Source organism: Prosthecobacter sp., from assembly GCF_044236155.1.
Classification (GTDB): domain Bacteria; phylum Verrucomicrobiota; class Verrucomicrobiia; order Verrucomicrobiales; family Verrucomicrobiaceae; genus Prosthecobacter.
Map to the genome: position 1 here is coordinate 166,190 of NZ_JBIIHA010000005.1, position 20,264 is coordinate 186,453.

Below are 20,264 nucleotides of genomic sequence, written 5' to 3' on the forward strand. Positions count from 1 at the left end.
TAAGCGGCGTTCTGGTTCCCACCATGGAACCAACCACCACCAACCATCGCCTCCTCTCCCTCGACGCATATCGAGGTTTCATCATGCTGCTGATGGCCTCCTCGGGCTTTGGCATCGTGCAGATGGCGGCAGCGCATCCGGGTTCGTTCTGGGAGTTCATCCAGCCGCAGTTTGCGCACCAGGCCTGGCAGGGCTGCTCGCTCTGGGACCTGATCCAGCCGAGCTTCATGTTCATGGTCGGTGTGGCGGTGCCGTTTTCGTGCATGAAGCGGCGGGAGCACGGCCAGTCGTTCCTCGGCATGGCGTGGCATGCGCTGACGCGCTCCATCCTGCTCGTGGCGCTGGGCGTGATGCTGGCCACGCATGCGGGTGACAAGCACACGGTGTTTCTGTTCACCAATGTGCTGGCGCAGATCGGGCTGGGATATTTCTTCCTGTTCATCTTCTCCCGCATGGGCTGGGAATACATGGTGTCCGCCATCATTTTAATCCTCGCCGGTTACACCTGGTTCTTCATCAATCATCCGCTGCCCTCCGCTGAGCAACTGGCGGCTGTGGCGGGCATGAAGGGCACGGAAAACGCGATCCTTCATGGCTTCTCCGGCCACTGGAGCATCCACACCAACGCGGCGGCGGACTTTGACCGCTGGTTTTTGAACCTGCTGCCTCAGGCGAAGCCCTTCGACTACAATTTGGGCGGCTATCAGACGCTGAACTTCATCCCTGCGCTGGCCACGATGCTCGGCGGTGCGGTTACGGGAGATTTCCTCATCCGCAGCCTGCACTCTGAAAAACGCAAATGCGCCACGCTGCTCATTGCCGGGTTGATCCTTGTGCTGATCGGCACGGGGCTCGATCTGAAAATCCTGCCGGTCATCGGTGCGAAATTCGATCATCTCACGGTGCTGCCGGTGTTGAAGCGCATCTGGACGCCCTCGTGGGCCGTCCTCAGTGGCGGCTGGGTGCTCGTCCTGCTCTCATGCTTCTACTGGCTCGTTGAGATCGCGGGCATGAGGCGACTGGTGTTTCCGCTGGTCGTCGTCGGCATGAACAGCATCACGATTTATTTGCTGCACAGCCTGTGCGCCGGCTGGATTCGCGAAAACCTGCACAAGCATCTGCCGGAGAGCGTCTTTGTGCCCGGCTGGGAGCCGGTGATCGAGCGGTGTGGCGTGTTGTTTGTGCTTTGGCTCGTGTGTTTCTGGCTGTATCGGCAGAAAGCCTTCCTCAAGCTGTGATCCCGCGTTTTTTCCTCCCGTTCATCCTCCTGATTTCCGCCTGTCAGAGCAAGCCGCCTGCCGCGACGGCCGGACGCGATTTGAAAGAAGAGGAGCGGCTGCACAAAGCCGGCCTCGTGCTCATTCCTGATCTCCAGCATGCCAGCGCGTGGGAAAAACTCATCCACGCCGACATGGGAGTGCCACCACGGAAAATCGAGGTGCAGGCCGGACCCGGCTTCACCACGGTGATCATCAAGGACCTCGCCAACCGAGCCGACGCAGAAACCGTGGCGCAGGAATTCCGAGCGCTCGTGGACAAGCAGCCGGACAAATTCGGCCCCACGAAGGTCGAATTGCGGCTCGTGAATGCCGCGCCCACGATCAATCCCTTCTCGCTGCCCACGCAGCAGGCCCCATCGACGGTCAATCCTGGATCGGCTCTCCCAACGCTCTCATTACCGCCTCTCCTGCCTTCCGTCCGCTGATCAGCGCCCCGTTGATGGAGACATCCTCGCACCAGTCACCGCAGCGATACAACCCTGGCTCAATCACGGCAGGGAATGCCCCCGAGCCGAGCTTCAACTGCCTTCCTTCCGGCTGCGCATGGCGGATCTGGTAGGTGCGCAGGTGCCGCCACTTCGCGACGGTGTGTTCCCCAAACCAGCGCCGCATCTGATCGCGCACGACCTGCTCCAGCTCCGTGCTCGAAGGCGAGCCGATGATCGAGGCGGAGATCAAATGCCGTCCTGGAGGCGCGTAATGGGGCGAGATGCGGGAAAGCACCATCACGCTGTTCACCGGCCCGCGCCCGTCACCATCGAGGTGGATGATCGGATCACCCGGCGGCAGTTCATCCGTGGTGAAGTAAAGACATGTCGTCGAGCGGCTGGGCAAGGGCGCGGGCATGCCGCTCTGCGGCAGCAGGCGGTGCGCCGTCTCCTCGCTCACCGCCACAATGACGTGATCCGCATGCAGCACCTCGCCGCTGTCCAAAGTCACCTCTCCGGCACGCACACCGGATACCGGCGCGTTCAGACGCAGGCTGCCGGGCGGCAGCGCCACGGCGAGCTGGTTCGGAATGGCCTGCATGCCGTGCGCGGGCAGCGCGCTGCCGCCGCGGTCGAACATGGCGAAAAGGAATTGAAGCATGGCGGCGCTGGTGCGCAGATCCTTCTCCAAAAAAATGCCGCCGAAGAACGGCCGGAAAAAGCGGTCGATCATCGTCTCGGAGAAGCCGAAATCGCGCAGGTAATCCTCCGTCTCCATGTCCCCCAAGTCTCGCGGCGGCTGGCGGAGGCCGAAGACCTCCTTGCGCAGCAGCAGCGTGGTCCATTTGTCACGCAGCGAGACGATTTCATCCCGGAAGTTTTTCATCGCCGTCAGCGGATGCGCCAGCGGGTCGGCCATGCGGTGGAAGCGGTCCTTCACAAAGACGTCCGCCCCGCGATAAATCGGCCGCAGGTCGAGCCCGTCGTAATCAAGCACCCTCCGCGCCTCCGGGTAAGCAGGCAGGAAGACCTGGAAGCCGCGATCCAGCAGGAAGCCCTCCACGTGATCCGTCCGCACGCGGCCGCCGACGGCGTTCGAACCCTCCAGGATCGTGAACTTCCGTCCTGCCGCCGACAGCACACGCGCGCACGCCAGCCCTGCGAGGCCGGCGCCAACAATCACAATCCTGGGGTGTGCGTCACTCATCCAAAAAACGTCCTGCATGCACCTTTGGGCATGCCTTTTGGCTTTGCAAGCTCGGGAGGCTTGGCAAGCATGCGTCATGCCATCGTCACGCCTCCTCATCCTCGGTTCCAACGGCGGGCTCGGGCGTACCTTGACGCGCCAGCTTTCGCAGACGCATCAGGTCACTGCCTGGACGCGTGCGGAACTCGACCTGGAGCGCCCGGAAGCTGTCGCGGCGGCGCTTTCACGGTGTGATTTCGACGTGCTGCTCAATCCCGTCGCCCTCACCAGCCCTGATGTGTGCGAAGCGCAGCCAGACAAGGCACGGCTCGCCAACGTTGAAGGCCCGCAGGCTCTCGCGGAGGTCTGTCAGGCGCGTGGAGCGCGCCTGATCCACTTCAGCACCGACTACGTTTTCAGCGGCGAGCCGCATGATCTCTGGCACGAGGACGATGAGACGCGGCCGGTGAATGTTTATGGCCGCACCAAGCGCGAAGGCGAACTGGCCGTGCTCAAAGCATGCCCGGACGCCCTCGTGGCCCGCGTTTCATGGCTCTTCGGTCCTGACAAACCGAGTCATCCCGACTTGATGATCGAACGGGCGCTGCAGAGCGACGATGTCTGCTCCGTCGCTGACAAAGTCTCCGTCCCGACAAGCACGGTGGATGTTTGCGAATGGATCGCGCATCTCATCGGGCATCCGTCATCAGGCGTGCTGCATCTTTGCAACAGCGGCATCGCCTCGTGGCATTTGTGGGCCGAGACAACACTCGACATCGCGTCCTGGCTCGGTCTGCCGCTGAAAACCACATCGGTGCGGCCGATCCGGCTCGCCGAGCTCACCCAGATGAAAGCCGCGCGTCCTTTGCATACGGTGATGAGCAATGAAAAGCTCCAGACACTGCTTGGCCGAGAGATCCGCAATTGGAGCACGGCTTTGGAGGATTATCTGACGGCCAGATATCAGAAAAAATGAGTTCAGGGACCGCCATCACCCGCTGTGAGGTTTTGCATGAGGATCGTTTCCTCCTCGTGGTGAACAAGCCGCACGGCGTGCTCTCACACCCGAATCCAAAATCCGCTAAACCGCAGTCCGCGGCCTTTGAGGGCCGTTATGACGCGGAGAGCCGCTGTTTTACCGGCCCTGCGGGAAAAACATGGCTGATTCATCGTCTCGACCAGGACACCTCCGGCGTGCTGCTGGCCGCGAAGGACGAAAAGACGGCCGCCGCATGCCGCGAGGCGTTTGAGGCCGAGTCAGTGCGGAAAATTTACCTCGCGCTCTGCACTGGCGGCGGATTGAAAAACGAAGGTGTATGGCTGGACCACCTCATCACGACGCATGAGCGCCATCAGGTGCGCACCACGGTGCGTCACGGTCCACGTCCGAATGCCGAGGCGAAGTATCGCTTGATCGAGTATTCCCCGGCGCATCGGCTCTCGCTTGTCGAGATCGAGCTGATCACCGGTAAAACCCATCAAATCCGCGTTCAGGCCGCTTCACGACGTCTGCCGCTTGTGGGCGACGATGTCTATGGCTCGTTCGATTTGAATCGCAAACTCCGCCAGAGCCTCGGCTCGCGCCGTTTGTTCCTGCATGCCCATGAACTGCGTCTCAAACACCCAGCCTCAGGCCAGATGCTCATTGTTAAAGCACCACTGCCCGCAGACTTAGGCTCCGTTCTGGCGGCTGCGGGCATGAAAAGCGTCGAAGCCTAAAGCAAACGGCCTCAAGCCAGCCACTCGCTAATCGCGGCGATGACCTCGTTGCGCTGGGCTTCGGTTAGTTCACCGTAGATCGGAATGCTGAGCACCTCGCCTGCGACGCGATGCGAAACTTCGCAGCCGGCGCGTGAGCTGTCCGGCAGGTTCGCGAAACACTTCTGCTGGTCGAGCGTGACCGGGTAGTAGATGTCGCAGCCGATTTTTTTTGCTACAAGATGATCGCGCAGCGAATCCCGTTTGCCGCCGAGCACTCGCAACGTGAACTGGTTCCAGATGTGCGAATTGTGCGCGTAACTGACCGGAAGCACGATCTTCGCGTTCTGTGCGGCCAGCCAGTCGTCCTGCAACTTCACGCACTTGCAGTGCGACGGGTCGGCCTGGACGACGCCGGGCAGTTTCGACAGTTCGGCGATGTAATGGGCCGCGTTGCGCTGGCGGTCGGCGGTGTATTGAGCGTAGCGCTTCACTTTCACGCTCAGCAGCGCGCATTGCAGCGTGTCCATGCGGAAATTGCCGCCGACGTAGTGATGATAGTACTTCGGCTTGCCGCCATGCACGCGCAGTACGCGGGCATATTCGGCCAGGTTGTCGTCATTCGTCACCAGCATGCCGCCGTCGCCGAATCCGCCGAGATTTTTGCTCGGGAAGAAGCTGTAGGTGCCGAATTCGCCCATCGTGCCGGCCTGCCGGCCTTTGTACTGCGCGCCGATCGACTGCGCCGTGTCCTCGATCACTTTGAGGCCGTGTTCCTTGGCCAGCGCCAGGAGCGGGTCCATGTCCGCGCATTGTCCGAACAGATGCACCGGCATGATCACCTTCGTTTTTGCCGTGATCTTTCTGCGCGCGTCGTTCACGTCCATGTTGAAGCAGATCGGGCAGACATCCGTGAACACCGGAACGGCACCGAGACGTGAAACCGCGCCCGCTGTGGCGAAAAACGTGAACGCCGGGCACAACACCTCGTCGCCCGGCTGGATGTCCAGCGCCATGAGCGCCAGCAGCAGCGCGTCCGTGCCGGAGGAGACGGACAGCGCGTGTTTCACGCCGACCATCGCGGCGACTTCCGCCTCAAACGCCTCCATCTCCGGTCCCATGATGAACCTGCCATGATGCAGCACCTTGGTGAAGGCGGTCTGGAGTTCGGATTCGAGGGGCAAGTTTTGGGCGTTGACGTCGAGGAGGGGGACTGGCATGGCGGAGGAGAATGACGAATGAGTAATGATGAATGACGGAGGTGCCAGTGCAAGCTGGGGAAACTTCTCGTCAAGCCAGGCGGCTTCGGTGAGCCTCACATTTCATGTGTAAAGGAAACCGTGACGAATGGCAAAGCCCAGGCATGCGCTGGAAGCATTTGCGAGCAAAGAGAAGGACCACGCGCGCCGAACATTCCACCAGCGGCTCCATAGTGCCTCAACGACCACGGCAAAGGTTTCGGCGATGATCAGCAGCGGAACATAGGGGCCGCTGGACCAAGGCAGGCAAAACCAGATGATCGGATGCGTGATCGCGCTCGCACCGAAGGCGTAAAAAGCACGCCTTGGCTTGGGCAGAGCACGTGCAGCCAGCAGATAAACGGGCACCTCGATCATGTGAGTAAGAAGAAAGGCTCCGGTCCATTCATTGGTGCTCATGCGGATACCTCCACGCTCGTGGGACGCTCCACAAAGAGCCAGGTGGCGGCGATCAGTTCCAGGTATCCATGGAAGAGCGCCATGCGCAGGTAGTTCTCCCGCGCGGCGGCCAGATCAAAAACGGACCACACTGCGATACCGAGCGCCATGACCGCCGCCCCGGCCAGCAGTGGCTTACCCAGGTCAGTCTGCAGGGCGCGTGCGCTGGCGCGGAAGGTGCGTGGAGTCTCCTGCAGCCTGTCGTCCTCGGGAATCAGGCGCAGCCACACACCGTAGTGGACGGACTGGGCAAAAGCGAAGAGCAGCACCAGTCGCAGCGCCCACGGTGCCGCGACACCAGGCGCTAGAAACGACAGATGGTAATTCGGACCCAGACCCGATGGTTGCCACGCAAAACCACGCGCCCAAGGTTCCAGCCAGCCTGCCGCGAGCAAAATGGATGCGATGAGAAACAACAACGGCACCACGGCCTGCCGCCGCAGTCCCTTTCGAGGCCGCCAGCACCACCATAGCAGCACGGCGATGAAGTTATGCAGGTGAGCGAAAATGAGCGCCGCCACATCTCCTGCAGCCCACGCAGCAGCGGTGAGGGCTGCGATGGTTCCCAACGCGATCCCTTTGCGTGTCCAAGTTCCGCGTGCCAGCAGCGCCATCGCCGCGCAGGCCGCCAGACCACTTGTCATGTTGAAATTGGAGGTGCCGGCCAACAGCAGGGGCAAGCCTACTGGCAGCCACAAGATGCGGCGACGATGCAATCCGGGCCGCAACACGAGGTAACGAATGTCCGCCACCAAATGCGGCACGCCGAGCACCACCGGTCCCAGTGCCAGCAGCCAGAAAGGTGAGATCAGCACGGCTGCCAACGAGAGACCGACCACCCCGCAACCGGCTGCCAGAACGCGCAACTCACGCCGCCGCACCAGCGGCTTTACCAGCGGTCCGAGCAGCTTCAGCAGCATCCAACGCACGCGGTCCAAAGGAGCCAGCACTGCCTCAGCACTGGCTGGGAGCTTGGTTTCATGATTCACGAGATGTTCATTGACGCTTTTCCGGCCGAACGTCATGATTTTGCCCGCCATGAGCATCAAACGCCATCTTTTTCCCGTCGTCGGCTCCCTCATTTTGATCGCCGACATTCCGCCCGGGCCTCCACCTCAAAGGCCTGGACCTGACCAGCCTGCGCCCTCCAGCCCCGGCTGCACGATGAGAAAAGCGGCAAGCGCGTCCCGGGCTGCCGAGATGGCGAAGCAGCGCAAGGCGTGATCGAATCAAAAAGTGCTCATCCGCGGTGCGACAGTATCAAGACGCCATATCGGCCACGTTAGATGGTTCGTCGCGTCACATCCTTTCCGTCGTCTGAATGCCCAGCAGGCCCAAACCGGTCTTCAAAACACGGCTGGTAGCTTCGCAGAGCGTCAGGCGAGTGTTTTTGACGGCTCCTTCGGCTCGTAGCACGGGACAAGCCTCGTAGAAGCTGTGGTAGGTGTCAGCCAGCTCGTAAAGGTAGCTGGCGAGCAAGTTCGGGCGGAAGTCGAGCAGCACGTCGTGCGTGGTTTCGGCGAGCTGGGACAGTTTGAGGGCCAGGGCACGCTCGGCGGGCTCCGTGATCGTCAAATCCGGCGTCAGCGTGACGGCCCCGTCTAGCTTGCGGAAGATGCTCTTGGTGCGGACATAAGCGTTGATGAGGTAGGGCGCGGTGTTGCCTTGCAATGCCAGCATCTTGTCCCAACTGAACTTGTAGTCGGTCATGCGGTGCTGGCTCAGCTCGGCGTATTTGACCGCGCCGGTGCCGATGACCTCGGCGATCTGGAGTTTTTCGAGATCGGAAAGCCCCTCGCGTTCGGCGACGACGGCGGCGGCGCGTTCGACGGCCTCGTCGAGCACTTCGAGCAGGCCCACGCTCTCGCCGGAGCGCGTTTTGAACATCTTGCCGTCCTGGCCGAGGATGCTGCCAAAGGCGATGTGCTGCATGCGCGTGGTCTGGCCGCGCTTTTTCGCGACTTGGAATAGCTGACGGAAGTGCAACTCCTGCGGTGCGCCGACGACATACCAGATCTCATCGGCCTTCCACTCGTTGATGCGGTGGTCGATCGTGGCGAGGTCGGTGGTGGCGTAAAGAAAGCCGCCGTCGCTCTTGCGGATGAGGCAGGGCTTGTCGGCAAGCTCCGGCACGTCGCGGAAGAAGACGCAGGTCGCGCCATCGCTGATCTCCGCGATGCCGCTGGTGAGCAGATGCTCGACGAGCGGCGCGAGCTTGTCGTTGTAGGCGCTCTCACCGAGGTAGTGGTCGAAGTGAATGTCGAGCTTGCTGTAAATCTGGCGCAACTGCTCCAGCGAAAGCGCCACGCAGCGGGTCCAGATCTCCATGTTGTCAGGATCGCCCTGCTGGAGCTTCACCAATTCGGTGCGGCAGGTGGTCAGCACGGCCTCGTCGGCCTTCGTATGCGCGTTCACCGCCTTGTAAACGCGCACGAGCTCCTGGATCGGATCTTTGTCGAGCGCCTCGTGATTGAGGATGGTCTTCCAGCCGTGCAGGATCATGCCGAACTGCGTGCCCCAGTCGCCGATGTGGTTGTCGGTGATGACCTTGTGGCCCACGAGGCGGGCGATACGGGCCAGCGAGTCGCCGATGAAAGTGCTTCGGATGTGGCCGACGTGCATCGGTTTGGCGATGTTCGGGGCGGAGAAGTCAATGACGATGGTTTTCGGCTCCACGACTGCCGGAACGCCGGCTTTGTCATCGGACACGATCACGGAGAGCCGCTGCGCGAGCGCGGCGGCGCTGAGCGTGAAGTTCAGGAAGCCTGGGCCGTCGATGCTGGTCTTCTCGCAGAGGTCGGCGACGTCCAGTTTGTCCACAATCTGCTGGGCGAGTGCACGCGGGTTCGTCTTGAGCTGCTTTGCCAGCGTCATTGCCGCATTGCTCTGGTAGTCTCCGTAGCGGGTGTCGGAGGCGATGACGACATTGGGCGTAAAGCCTTCAGGCAGTTCGATGCCTGCCGCGGCGAAGGCGGCTTGCAGGCGGGACGTGAGAATGGCGCGGAACATGGGGTGCGGATTGTGAATGACGAAATCCGAATGTCGAATGGCGAATTACACCCGGCGCACCTCGTCGGCGCTGGTCAGGGTGTGGGTGCTGCCGTCGGGAATTTCGAGGATGAGGTGGCCTTCCTCATTCAAATCGAGCACGCGGCCAAAAACCTCGCCTTGCGGGGCTTGGGCGCGGATTTGTCTGCCGATGAGCCAGCTTCGTTCTCGGACCTCGGCGATGGCGGCGGTGAAGTCGTCTTCGATGCGCTGGAATTCGGCTTGCAGCGTGCCGAGCAGGCGGCTGGCGAGTGTGTTGCGGTCGATCTCGTGAAGGATGGGTGAGGAAAGCTGCTTCAGGAGCGATGTGGCGGGCAGTTCAGACGGAAAGTCGAGCGTGTTGACGTTCAAACCGATGCCGAGCACGAGAAGCAGGCCGTCCGGAGTTGAAACGGTCTCGGCGAGCAGGCCGCTGATCTTGCGGTTGTCCAAATACAAGTCGTTCGGCCATTTGATGCGTGGTTGCAGAGGCAGTTCGGCTTCGATGGCCTTGCAGATGGCCAGCGCGGCCAGGGTGGTGATGCGCGGCCATTTTTCGAGCGGGGAAGGGGGCTGAAAAAGCAGCGAGAACATCAAGTCTTTGCCTCGCGGGGCGATCCAGCGGTTGTCACGACGACCACGACCTGCGGTCTGGCTTTCGGTGAAAATGACCGTGCCGACGGGTGACTGCGCGGCTTTTGATTTGAGCCAGTCACTGGTCGAGTCAACCTCGTCCAGCACCGTGACCTGCCACGGCATCTCTTCGTGATTCAGACGCTCGACATTGAGCGGGATCATGCGCGTTTCCTGTTTGGGTCGCTGGCTTCGCCGTGCTGATGGAGCTCGTCATGATCCCCCTGACATTCGAGGTGGGTGGTGATGAGCACAGGGCGGTCCACGCTGGTCTGCACGGCATGTTCGATCTCGGTGGCGATGCGATGGGCGTCGCGCAGGATGATGTCATCGTCAAAAAGGAGATGCACCTCGACGTAATGCATCTCGCCCGCATCGCGATGGCGCAGTGCGTGGAATTGGAGGCCGTGTTTTTCAGTCTCACGCCGCAGGGCGGCATCGAGCGCGGCATTGAGCCGCGGATCGGCGGTGTCCATCAAGCCGCCGACGCTTTGGCGCATGAGACCGTAGCCGGTCCAGATGATGTTCCCGGCCATGATGAGGCCGCAGATGGAATCCCAACTGTGCCAGCCGGTGATGGCGACGAGGCCGAGGCCGATGATGGCACCAAGACTGGTCCACACGTCGGTGAGCACGTGCTTGCCATTGGATTCGAGGATCAGTGAGCCTTGTTTTCTCCCCGTGCGGACGAGGTAGAGACCGAGCGCGGCATTGATGGCGATGGTGAGCGCGGTGAGCGCCAGGCCCTGGTCCAGATTTGCCGGCGGCAGATGCAGCAGCAGGCGGCGCACGGATTCATAAATGATGAAGAGTGCCGCGATGATGATTAGAGCGCCCTCGATGCCTGCGGAGAAAAAAGCGATCTTAGAGTGGCCGTAGGGGTGATCCGTGTCGGCGGGTTTGTTCAACAAGCCGAGGCTGAAGGCGGCAAACATCACGGCGGCGACATGCACGACCGACTCTGCCGCATCACCGAGGATCGCCGCCGATCCCGTCAGCACATACGCGCCGACTTTGAGCACGAGCATGAGGAAACCGATGGCCAGCGATAGCCGCATGGCACGGGTGGCGTCGGTTGTGTTGCTCATGGCGGATCAGTCTCGCAGCAGCAAATTAACAATCGCGGGCACGTCGGCAAAGGATTCGACCGTGCGCCACGGTTTCAGGGCACTCAGTTCGTCCGCGGAATACTGTCCGGTGGCGACCGCGAGACATTTCGCACCGAAGGCCTCGGCGCAGCGGATGTCTTTGGGGGTGTCGCCGATGACGATGACATCCGCAATGTCGTAGCGGGCGCCGGTGGCGTCCTGCATGCGCCTTTGCGCGATGGGGCCGAGCTGGTTGCGGTCGTGATGATCGCTGCCGAAGCCGCCGTCGAGAAAGCGGTCATAGATGCCGTGGCGGCCGAGCTTGATCTCCGCGCCGCGACGGATGTTGCCGGTGAGCAGGCCGAGATGGGCGTCGGGTTCGTCACGCAGGACATCGAGCAAGGTTTTTACTCCGGGCAGTGTAAAACCGCTGAATTCTTCCGCGTGCAGGCGCCTGTGCAGATGGGCGAGATAGCGATCGAGGAAGGAAAAGACCTCCTCCGGCGTGTGCGGACGATTGACGAGCCCGAACACATCCATCGCGATGGCGGGATCGGTGGCTCCGGCGAGCTGCAGTGGCGGCAGTTCCTCTCTACGGATGCCGAACCATTCCTCCGCGGCGTCAAGAATCGCGGAGCCGCCAGCGCCGTTGCTGTCGATCAGGGTGCCGTCGATGTCGAAGAGAAGAAGGCGGGGCATGGGAGGAAGGAATGACGAAATCCGAATGACGAAGAAGAGCGAAGGCGGTTAGCACTTCGTCATTGAGGCTTCATTCGTCATTCCTCATTCTGGTTTCGTCATTTTCAGTGCGGCTTTGCCGCAGCGCCCGGCTTGGCACCACCGGTGTTCGAGGGGGCGAATTTGGCGACCAGGAAGGCACCGCTGGCAGCGAGGACGCAGCCGAGGATGAAGGGCAGCGGCAGTTTGGTCCAGCCACCTTCCGGCGGATGCACGACCATGGCGGTGATGGTGTTGATGACCGGTGCCCCGGCGAAAACGATGGGCATCACAGCCGCGGCGGCGGCGACGCCGAATCCACCGCCGCCTTTGAGGATCGGTGTTGCGGCCGCTCCGAGAGCAAGCACGAGCGTGAGGGCGCCGAGAGCTCCGGCGATGCCTGCGACGAGGCTCAGCGGGATGCCGCTGCCGGAGTCTCCGGTGAAGCTCCAGTTGGTCCCACGGGCCTTCAGCACCAGCGCGGCCACGATGCCGATGATGGCGTAGGCGATGCACACAAACAGGAAGGCTTTGAGACCGGCATTCGGTGTTTCAGGACCCATGGGCATCTTCGAGCGTGCCGCGTGAAGGATGACGCCATAGACGCCCCAGGAGAGCACGGTGAGAAGAGCGTAGATGAGCCAGGTCTGCATGATTTTGGGTTTGGGTTGGGAGTTCACGAGGAGCGGATGTGGAGGCGATGAATTGCCAAGGGAGAACGCCTGCGACAACGGCTTTGTTCAGTTTTTGTCGTCTTGTGACAACACCCGGTGCTGAGAAAACGGGTAAGTGCCCCAGGGACTTTCGGGTAGCCTGTTGGAGTTGTGGAAGCACCAGATCATGTTCGTTTCGTCAAACCAGGCCCGCTGAAGTCTATTCATCATCACCCCTGAGAATTTGCAGCAGCGAACGATGGTCGAGTTGGGTGAGTTGAAACCAGCCAAGGTGCAGGCACAGCAGGCCGATGCCGACCCCGGCGAGCAGGCCGCCGGTGTGCGCCCAGTAGGCGATGTGGTCACCGCCTGAGAGGACGCCCCAGACATCGAAGATGAACCACAGCATGATCATCACCCAGGCCGGGCATGAGAAGGTGCCGCCCTGCACGAGGAAGAACCACAGCACATTGACACGGTTGAGCGGATACATCGCCAGGACGATGCCCACGATGCCGTTCACCGCGCCGCTCGCTCCGGCGGCGGGTGAGCCGTCCGCCAGCACATGGACCGCCGCAGCAAGGAGCGTGCAGAGGATGAAAACGGGCAGGTAGAGCCAGTTGCTGGTGTTGGTGCAGATCGCATTTCCGAAAACCCAGAGGAAAATCATGTTGCCGATCAGATGGTCGAGGCTGGAATGCAGCAGCACATGGCCGGCGAGGCCGGTGAAGGACCATCCGTTGAGCACCAGGCTGTTGGCGGTTTGCTCAGGGAGACCTCCCCACATGGCTGCGATGGAGATAAAGCTGCAAGCGGCAACGAGCAGCCAGTTCGCCCAAGGGCGTTCTTGAGTGAGTGTTTCAATCTCGTAGGGCAGGAGGAGCATGGCTGTGAGAAGAAGCGGGCATCGCGGCCCGTGATCGAGCGCTTCTTTGCGGCATGGGTGCGCGCATCATTTCCGATCCGGCCTGCGCAGCATCTCATGCGGCGCGGGCTCGATCTTGTCGCGGAAGCGCTGCGGGATCTCGACGGCCTTCATTTTGCCGGTGGCGGGATCTTTGCGGACGCAGGCGGCGGTGATGCGGCCTTCGGCCGCGAGTTCGCTGTCTCCCTTCCAGAAGCGGATGATGTAGCGGATGACCTTCGTGCGCACCTCTTCGACGAGCAGCTCGCATTCAAACTCCTCCTCGAAGCGCAGCGGCGCCATGTAGTCGCAGGAGGCGTGCACTCGCGGCCACCCGACGCGTTCCTCGCCGGCATGGGCCGGATCAACTATGGAAAAGCCGAGACTGCGGAAGAACGCGTGCTCCACGCGCTCCATGTAGCGGAAGAAATTCGAGAAGTGGACGATGCCGGCCATGTCGGTGTCGGAAAACTGGACGCGTTCGGTGCAGGTGAAGCGGTGCATGGTGTTGGGAAAAGGTGCGATCAGGTGGTTTGGATGCCGTGGGGTTTGGCGGGGCGGGAAATGACGAAATCAGAATGTCGAAGGACGGATGAATGACCAATGACATAAAACCGAATGTCGGGCAGGGCATTCGAAGCACTCCGCATTGAGTCATTCGGGCCTGGGCATTCATTCGTCATTCTGATTTCTTCATTCGTCATTTTTAGCTCACGGAGACAAGCTCACCCTCGCCCATTTCGGCGCGCATTTTCATCGCGGCCTCGATCACCGCTCGTGCGGCGGTTTCGGCCTCAGGCTTGGTGTTGAAGCGGTGGAAGGAGAAACGCAGGGTGCAGGCGGCGTCGCGGGCGCTGACGCCCATCGCCTCGAGTGCCTGGGAAGGATGCAGGGCGCCCGTGTGGCACGCGGAGCCGGCGGAGCAGGCGATTCCCACCTTATCGAGGAGGATGAGCATGCCCGCGGCATCGATCCCAGGGACGCAGAACGAGCTCGTGTTGTGCAGACGATGCGTGAGGCTGCCGTGGATGCGCATTTCTGGAAACGCGGCATGCACGACATGCTCGAAACGATCGCGCATGGCATGGATGCGCGCCTTGGTCCCGTCGTTCAAATGCTGCTGGGCAAGGTCAGCCGCCACGCCGAGGGCGACGATGCCCGGGACGTTTTCCGTGCCGCTGCGGCGTCCGTTTTCCTGGCCGCCACCGAGCAGCAGAGGCTCAAAGCGGACGCGTTTGCTGATGTAAAGCGCGCCGACGCCCTTCGGCGCATGCATTTTATGTCCGCTGAGGCTGAGAAAATCGACCGGCACGGATTTCACATCGACCGGCACCTTCCCGGCCGCCTGCACCGCGTCCGTGTGGACGAGGGCACCTGCCGAGTGCGCGATCTCGACGATTTCACGCATGGGCGCGAGCACTCCGGTCTCATTGTTTGCCCACATGATGCAAACGAGCGCGGTGATGCCGGGTTTGACCAGTGAGCGCAGCGCTTCGAGATCGACGCGGCCGTCCGAATGCACAGGAGCGTGGACGACGGTGCCGCCATTTTTCCGCCAGCGCACGGCGGACTCGATCACGGCGGCATGTTCGGTGCCGGTGATGACGAGCTCGCGTGATTCCGGCCAGAGCGAGCGCACCGAGGCATGCACCGCATTGATGGACTCCGTCCCGCCGCTGGTGAAGACGATTTCCTCCGGATGCGCCCCAAGGAGCGACGCCACCTGCTCGCGCGCCCGGTGCAGCGCACGTGCCGCGGTGCGTCCGCCCGCGTGACCGGCGGACGGATTCGCGAAGTAGTCGCGCATGAACGGCAGCATGGCGTCGAGCGCGGCCGGATCGACGGGCGTGGTGGCGTTGGCGTCGAGGTAGATCACGGCGTGATGTTCGGACTCCCGGCGGTGCTGTCAATGCCGCCTTCCCGCACTCGACAAAACGGAGTCAGCCGCTAACCTCCTCGCCCTATGCTCGACATCCGCCTCCTTCGTGAAACTCCCGACCTGGTCAAACAACGCCTCGCCAACCGCGGCGGTGATCATGCGTCCCTGGTCGATGAGGTGCTCGCGATCGACGCGCAACGCCGCGCAGCGGAGACGGAACGGCAGAAATTGCAGGGCGACCGCAACCGGATCAGCAAGGAGATCGGCATAGCGAAAAAAAACGGCCAGGACACCAGCAGCATCGAGGCCGAGGTGCGCGGCATCGGCAGTCGTATCGATGAAATCGGCCGCGAAGCCGATGCGAGCGATGCCAAGCAGCGCGACCTGCTCCTCAGCATCCCGAACCTGCCGCATGAGGCCTGCCCGGTGGGGCACAGCGCCGAGGAAAACCCGGAAGTGCGCGTTTGGGGCGCAAAGCCTGAGTTCTCGTTTCAACCGAAGGACCACACGGCGGTGGCCGGTGCGCTAGGCATGATTGACTTTGAAGCCGGCGCGAAGATCACGGGCAGCGCGTTCGTGGTGTATCGCGGCGCGGGTGCGCGGCTGGAGCGTGCGTTGATCAACTTCCTGCTCGATCTACACACGACGCAGCACGGTTATCAGGAGATCAGCCCGCCGCTGCTGGTGAAGCCGGACTGCCTTTTCGGCACGGGACAACTTCCGAAGTTTGGAGATCAGGTCTATCACAGCCCCGAGGACGATCTGTATCTCATTCCGACCGCCGAGGTGCCGGTGACAAATCTGCACCGCGAGGAGATCGTGCCGCACGACAAGCTGCCGATCAATTATGCCGCCTACACGCCGTGTTTCCGTCGTGAGGCGGGCAGCGCGGGGCTTGGCACGCGCGGTTTGATCCGCATGCATCAATTCGACAAGGTGGAACTCGTGAAAATCACCACGCCGGAGACGAGCATGGCCGAACTGGAGACGCTGACCGGTCATGCGGAGAAGGTGCTGCAACTTCTCGGCCTGCATTATCGCGTGATCGAGCTGTGCACGGGCGACATTGGCTTCGGCTCGGCCAAAACGTATGACATCGAGGTCTGGGCGCCGGGGCAGGGGACGTATCTCGAAGTGTCGAGCTGCTCAAACTTCGGCGACTATCAGGCGCGGCGCATGAATCTGCGCTTCAAGGACGAGAATGGCAAAAATCGCGTCCCGCACACGCTGAACGGTTCCGGCACGGCATTGGCGCGTTTGTTCGTGGCCCTCGTCGAAACGTATCAGCAGGCGGACGGCACGATTGTGATCCCCGAGGCGCTGCGCGGCCACTTTGGGGCCGCCAAAATCGGCTGACCGCCATGAAACGAGTTTGGCTCCTTCTTGTCTTGCTGGTTTCGTCCAGTTTTGCGAACGCGCAGGCTCCGGGCGTGCCGGTTTACGCGGAAGGGCGGGGATCGCGCCCGAACGCGGCGCTGATGGAGCAGGCAAAGAAGCTGCAGGGAGAGTCGGCGCTGCTGTCGATGAAAAAGGCGACCGAGCAGGCCATGCGCAGCACATGCGATCTCGATCTGCCGCCCGCAGATACGAAGCCGCTCACGCCGCGTGAGCGCTGGCAGCGCGCGCGCGCCGGGCACATCCGCGTGGGGCAATTGTATCTTTGCTCGAAGTGCGACCGCTGGCATCTCGATCTTGCCGGTGGTTATGCCATCACGGCTGACGGCGCGGTGGCGACTTGCGCGCATGTCATCGCCCTGCCGCCCGACATGAAGGAGGGCTGGCTCGTCGCGGCGAACGAAGACGACGTGCTTCTTCCGGTGACGCAGGTGCTCGCCTGCAACCCCGGCACGGACAGCGCCATCATCCGCGTGAAATCCGACCAGCTGCTCACACCGCTGCCGCTGGGCCAGGATGTGAGCCCTGGCGACTCCGTGTGGTGCTTCAGTGATCCGGGCGGGAAGCGCGGCTACTACAGCGAGGGCATCGTGAGTCGTTTTGTGAAAAGGCCTTTCATGCGCAAGAAGGAGGCGGAAAAGCTGCCCGAAGGCGCGGAAGTGCCGAAACCCGTGTGGCTGGAGACTACGACGGACTGGGCTCCCGGTTCGAGCGGCTCCGCGATCATCGACCAGTTCGGCAACTGCGTCGGCCATGTGTCGGAAATTCAGACCGTGCTCGAAGAGCCGCTCCCGTTGCGGAAAAAGAAGGGCGAGACGGCCTCACAGCAGCAACTCGGCACGCAGATCGTGTTTCATCAGGCCATCGGCGCGGTGGAAGTGCGGGCGCTGGTGAAAAAACCTTGAGCTGAGCACGCAACTTTGGCGATGGGCGGGGATTCATCCGCGGCATGAGATTCATTGCCGCCTTACTTTGTCTTTCCGCCAGTGTCTTCGGCCAGCTCGCGGGTGTGAAAGCCCACCGTGATCTTGTTTATGTCGAAGGCGGGCACGAGAGGCACAAGCTCGACCTTTATCTGCCGGAAAAGGCGGAAGGCCCGCTGCCGCTGCTCATCTGGGTGCATGGCGGCGGCTGGCAGAATGGCAGCAAGGACGGTTGTCCGCCGTTGCGTGCAGGTTACATCGAACGTGGCTATGCGGTGGCGAGCATCAATTATCGTCTCAGCGGCCATGCGGTGTTTCCGGCGCAGATCGAGGACTGCAAGGCGGCCATCCGCTGGCTGCGGGCGCATGCGAAGGAATACAACCTCGATGCAAAGCGCTTCGGCGTCTGGGGCAGCTCTGCGGGCGGCCATCTGGTGGCGCTCATCGGCACCAGTGGTGACGTGAAGGAGTTCGATGTCGGCGATCATCTCGACCAATCGAGCCGCGTGCAGGCGGTGTGCGATTAGTTCGGCCCGACTGACTTCAGCGTGTTTGTCACCACGCCTGGATATGAGAGTCACGCGACGGATTCCTCGCCCGAGGCGAAGCTCATCGGCGGTGCTGGGTTGGAAAACAAGGACAAGGCCGCGCGTGTGAACCCGATCAGTTATGTGAGCAAGGACGATCCGCCCTTTCTCATCGTGCATGGCGACAAAGACCCCACGGTGCCGATCAATCAAAGCCAGCTTCTGTTTGATGCGCTCAAGCGGACCCGTGTGAGCGCTCATTTTCACACGATTCACGGCGCAGGCCACGGTGGGCCGGGTTTCGCGGGCCAGGACATCAGCGCGATGGTTGCCGCGTTCTTTGACGCACGGCTCAAAAGAAATGTCGTGGAGGTCGAAGCGCGGGTTTCTGAAAGTACCACCGAATCTGGAGCCAGAGGTCGCGATGTGCGCCCGCCTGATCGTGAAGGAACAGTGAGCAAAGGCGGCTTTCAGCTCGATGGCGAGCGCTGGAACTACTGCGATGGCGATTTCACGATGGAAGGCATCCTGTTGAAGCCGGAGGGCAAGGGGCCGTTTCCGGCGGTGTTGATCAGCCATGGCCTCGGCGGCAACGCGCAGAGCTTTGGCCTGATGAAGGCGCGTGAGATGGTGAAATGGGGCCTGGTGTGCATCGCGCCGAATTACACGCACATCGGGCAGGGCGGGGAGAGAGCGCAGTTTGGCGCGAGCGCTGAAAACATCCGCCGTGCGAGCACCTGCCTCGATCTTTTGCGCACCATGCCCGAAGTCGATGCCACACGCCTCGCCGCCTACGGTCACAGCATGGGAGGCTTCGTGACCATCGGTCTCGCAGCGGCGAGAGTGGATGCCGTGAAGGCCGCGGCGATCACCGGCAGCGGCATTTCGCCGCAAGAAGGTTACCCGGCGCCTTCGGCCAAGGCGGCGGAGAGGATTCGCACGCCCTTTTTGATGCTGCATGGCGCGAATGACAACATCGTCCGCCCGGAACAGTCCGCCGCGCTCAAGCTGGCACTGGATCAAAACAAGGTGCCCAACGACCGTCTCATCGCCGACGGGCAGGGGCATCCCATCGACCAGACGATGCGCGACGAAGTCTTCAAGCTCATCCGCGAGTGGTTCGTGAAGCAGGGCGTCCTCAAGCCGTGAGATCCCAGTCCGGCAGAAGCTGATGTCGGAGATTTTGCTTCACAGGCCGATTTTGAACCGTTAGCATGTCTTAACTTCAAACAGATCATGCACCAGCCACGAAACGTCCTCGTCACGGTTGCTCTTCTGAGCACGGTCATCGCCACGGAAATCCACGCCGCCGACACGGTGAGCGTTTTGAGCGCTGAGAAGCCGAAGGTGGCCATTTTTGCCGAGGATGTGACGGTGGACGGCACACGGCGGCCTGATCTTGGCCGGGCTCTCGCGGACAGCCTGAGCACGAACCTGCTGCGTCGCGGTCAGATGCGTGTCTTTAACCTGACCACCGAGGAAACCAAGTCCGGCACGCAGACGCTCGCATTGGCGAAAGACGAGAAGACCCAGGCTCCGGTGATGGACAAGGACGTGGACTACCTCCTGAGCTTCAATTTGTTCTCAAACGCGAACGAGCACCGGCTTACGGTCAAAAAGACGCGTGTCTCCACCTCGGAACTCGTCGATTCGCACCAGTTCTTCACCTATGGCCGTGTGAGTGATGTGTTTTCGCTCATGGGCAAAGTGGTCGAACGAATCGATCCGCTGCCGGTGCGGCATGCGTTTCCGGCCACACAATCACCGGCGGAGATTCGCGCTGCGCAGCCTGACCTTGACCCGCCGCATCGCGGCTTCTGGGCTGGAGACTACGCGAATCCGGCCAGTCCGGCCTATGACCCGTGGCGCGGGAACCTTGTGACCCAGTATGATTTGAAGAATGTGCCAAAGGCGCTGATCTACCGCGAGCTCGGCTCGATCCAGCACATCGACAACACCTGGAAGTTCACCATCGTGCGGCCGGTCAAGGGCGTGGAGCTGCGTCCGAATGATCCGCTCCATGTACTCTATGACGAAGGCGATGTGTATGCGAACCTGCGGGTCGGCACGGTTGAGCGCGAGGGCGCGGTGGCCGATTTCGGCGGAACACCCGAACATCACCCGCTCTTCAACGGCGACAAGGTCTTCGGCTGGCACACGCCGCCGGTGGAAAAGCCCGCGAAAGCAAAGTAGCGCAAGCGTCCCGCTTGCATTTGCATGTTCTGCAAG

General features: G+C 61.8%; 19 protein-coding genes and 1 pseudogene. 8 read left to right on the forward strand and 12 right to left on the reverse strand.

Annotated features, from left to right (window positions below):
* Positions 1-23: 23 nt before the first annotated feature.
* The gene (locus ACILSE_RS06695) at positions 24-1,238 is read left to right on the forward strand and encodes an acyltransferase family protein (RefSeq protein ID WP_395716595.1); all 1,215 of its coding nucleotides are present in this window, start codon (positions 24-26) and stop codon (positions 1,236-1,238) included.
* Positions 1,235-1,705: a hypothetical protein gene (locus tag ACILSE_RS06700; RefSeq protein WP_395716596.1), complete on the forward strand. Its 471-nt coding sequence runs from the start codon at positions 1,235-1,237 to the stop codon at positions 1,703-1,705. The genes ACILSE_RS06695 and ACILSE_RS06700 overlap by 4 nt, the downstream gene beginning before the upstream one ends.
* Here the strand turns inward: ACILSE_RS06700 and ACILSE_RS06705 are convergent.
* A complete protein-coding gene (locus tag ACILSE_RS06705; protein ID WP_395716597.1) occupies positions 1,644-2,891 on the reverse strand; it encodes an NAD(P)/FAD-dependent oxidoreductase in 1,248 nt (415 codons plus the stop codon). The genes ACILSE_RS06700 and ACILSE_RS06705 overlap by 62 nt on opposite strands.
* Positions 2,892-2,991: 100 nt before the next feature.
* Between ACILSE_RS06705 and rfbD the strand changes: the two genes are divergently transcribed.
* Positions 2,992-3,870, forward strand: coding sequence for a dTDP-4-dehydrorhamnose reductase (gene rfbD / locus ACILSE_RS06710; RefSeq protein ID WP_395716598.1), 879 nt, complete (start codon positions 2,992-2,994; stop codon positions 3,868-3,870).
* Complete coding sequence (locus ACILSE_RS06715) at positions 3,867-4,613, forward strand: RluA family pseudouridine synthase (RefSeq protein ID WP_395716599.1); 747 nt, start codon at positions 3,867-3,869, stop codon at positions 4,611-4,613. Before rfbD ends, ACILSE_RS06715 begins: the two co-directional genes overlap by 4 nt.
* Positions 4,614-4,624: 11 nt before the next feature.
* Here ACILSE_RS06715 and ACILSE_RS06720 read toward each other — a convergent pair whose 3' ends face one another.
* From ACILSE_RS06720 to ACILSE_RS06770, 11 genes are all read right to left on the reverse strand, one after another.
* On the reverse strand, positions 4,625-5,812 hold the full coding sequence (locus tag ACILSE_RS06720; RefSeq protein ID WP_395716600.1) for a DegT/DnrJ/EryC1/StrS family aminotransferase: 1,188 nt from the start codon (positions 5,810-5,812) through the stop codon (positions 4,625-4,627).
* 102 nt (positions 5,813-5,914) lie between these two features.
* A complete protein-coding gene (locus ACILSE_RS06725) occupies positions 5,915-6,250 on the reverse strand; it encodes a hypothetical protein (protein WP_395716601.1) in 336 nt (111 codons plus the stop codon).
* Complete coding sequence (locus tag ACILSE_RS06730; RefSeq protein ID WP_395716602.1) at positions 6,247-7,329, reverse strand: hypothetical protein; 1,083 nt, start codon at positions 7,327-7,329, stop codon at positions 6,247-6,249. Before ACILSE_RS06730 ends, ACILSE_RS06725 begins: the two co-directional genes overlap by 4 nt.
* Before the next feature lie 259 nt (positions 7,330-7,588).
* On the reverse strand, positions 7,589-9,298 hold the full coding sequence (argS, locus tag ACILSE_RS06735) for an arginine--tRNA ligase (RefSeq protein ID WP_395716603.1): 1,710 nt from the start codon (positions 9,296-9,298) through the stop codon (positions 7,589-7,591).
* Between the two features lie 45 nt (positions 9,299-9,343).
* Entirely contained in the window at positions 9,344-10,114 is a 771-nt protein-coding gene (locus ACILSE_RS06740; protein WP_395716604.1) for a biotin--[acetyl-CoA-carboxylase] ligase, read from the reverse strand.
* Positions 10,111-11,037, reverse strand: coding sequence for a cation diffusion facilitator family transporter (locus ACILSE_RS06745; protein WP_395716605.1), 927 nt, complete (start codon positions 11,035-11,037; stop codon positions 10,111-10,113). The genes ACILSE_RS06740 and ACILSE_RS06745 overlap by 4 nt, the downstream gene beginning before the upstream one ends.
* A gap of 6 nt (positions 11,038-11,043) precedes the next feature.
* Positions 11,044-11,736, reverse strand: a complete 693-nt coding sequence (locus tag ACILSE_RS06750; protein ID WP_395716606.1) for an HAD family hydrolase — start codon at positions 11,734-11,736, stop codon at positions 11,044-11,046.
* A 104-nt stretch (positions 11,737-11,840) separates the two neighbouring features.
* Positions 11,841-12,434 (reverse strand): hypothetical protein, encoded by a 594-nt coding sequence (locus ACILSE_RS06755; protein WP_395716607.1) that lies wholly within the window; start codon positions 12,432-12,434, stop codon positions 11,841-11,843.
* A 193-nt stretch (positions 12,435-12,627) separates the two neighbouring features.
* Positions 12,628-13,293, reverse strand: a complete 666-nt coding sequence (locus ACILSE_RS06760) for a rhomboid family intramembrane serine protease (protein ID WP_395716608.1) — start codon at positions 13,291-13,293, stop codon at positions 12,628-12,630.
* Between the two features lie 66 nt (positions 13,294-13,359).
* Entirely contained in the window at positions 13,360-13,815 is a 456-nt protein-coding gene (locus ACILSE_RS06765) for an acyl-CoA thioesterase (protein WP_395716609.1), read from the reverse strand.
* Between the two features lie 202 nt (positions 13,816-14,017).
* Positions 14,018-15,187: a cysteine desulfurase family protein gene (locus ACILSE_RS06770; protein WP_395716610.1), complete on the reverse strand. Its 1,170-nt coding sequence runs from the start codon at positions 15,185-15,187 to the stop codon at positions 14,018-14,020.
* 87 nt (positions 15,188-15,274) lie between these two features.
* Here ACILSE_RS06770 and serS point away from each other — a divergent pair, with 87 nt between their 5' ends.
* The 4 genes and pseudogenes from serS to ACILSE_RS06790 all read left to right on the forward strand — a co-directional run bounded on the left by serS (position 15,275) and on the right by ACILSE_RS06790 (position 20,228).
* Positions 15,275-16,546 (forward strand): serine--tRNA ligase, encoded by a 1,272-nt coding sequence (gene serS / locus ACILSE_RS06775; protein ID WP_395716611.1) that lies wholly within the window; start codon positions 15,275-15,277, stop codon positions 16,544-16,546.
* A gap of 5 nt (positions 16,547-16,551) precedes the next feature.
* On the forward strand, positions 16,552-17,490 hold the full coding sequence (locus tag ACILSE_RS06780) for a serine protease (RefSeq protein ID WP_395716612.1): 939 nt from the start codon (positions 16,552-16,554) through the stop codon (positions 17,488-17,490).
* A 44-nt stretch (positions 17,491-17,534) separates the two neighbouring features.
* Positions 17,535-19,184, forward strand: a pseudogene (locus ACILSE_RS06785) (prolyl oligopeptidase family serine peptidase).
* 87 nt (positions 19,185-19,271) lie between these two features.
* Positions 19,272-20,228, forward strand: a complete 957-nt coding sequence (locus ACILSE_RS06790; protein WP_395716613.1) for a hypothetical protein — start codon at positions 19,272-19,274, stop codon at positions 20,226-20,228.
* Positions 20,229-20,264: the final 36 nt, after the last annotated feature.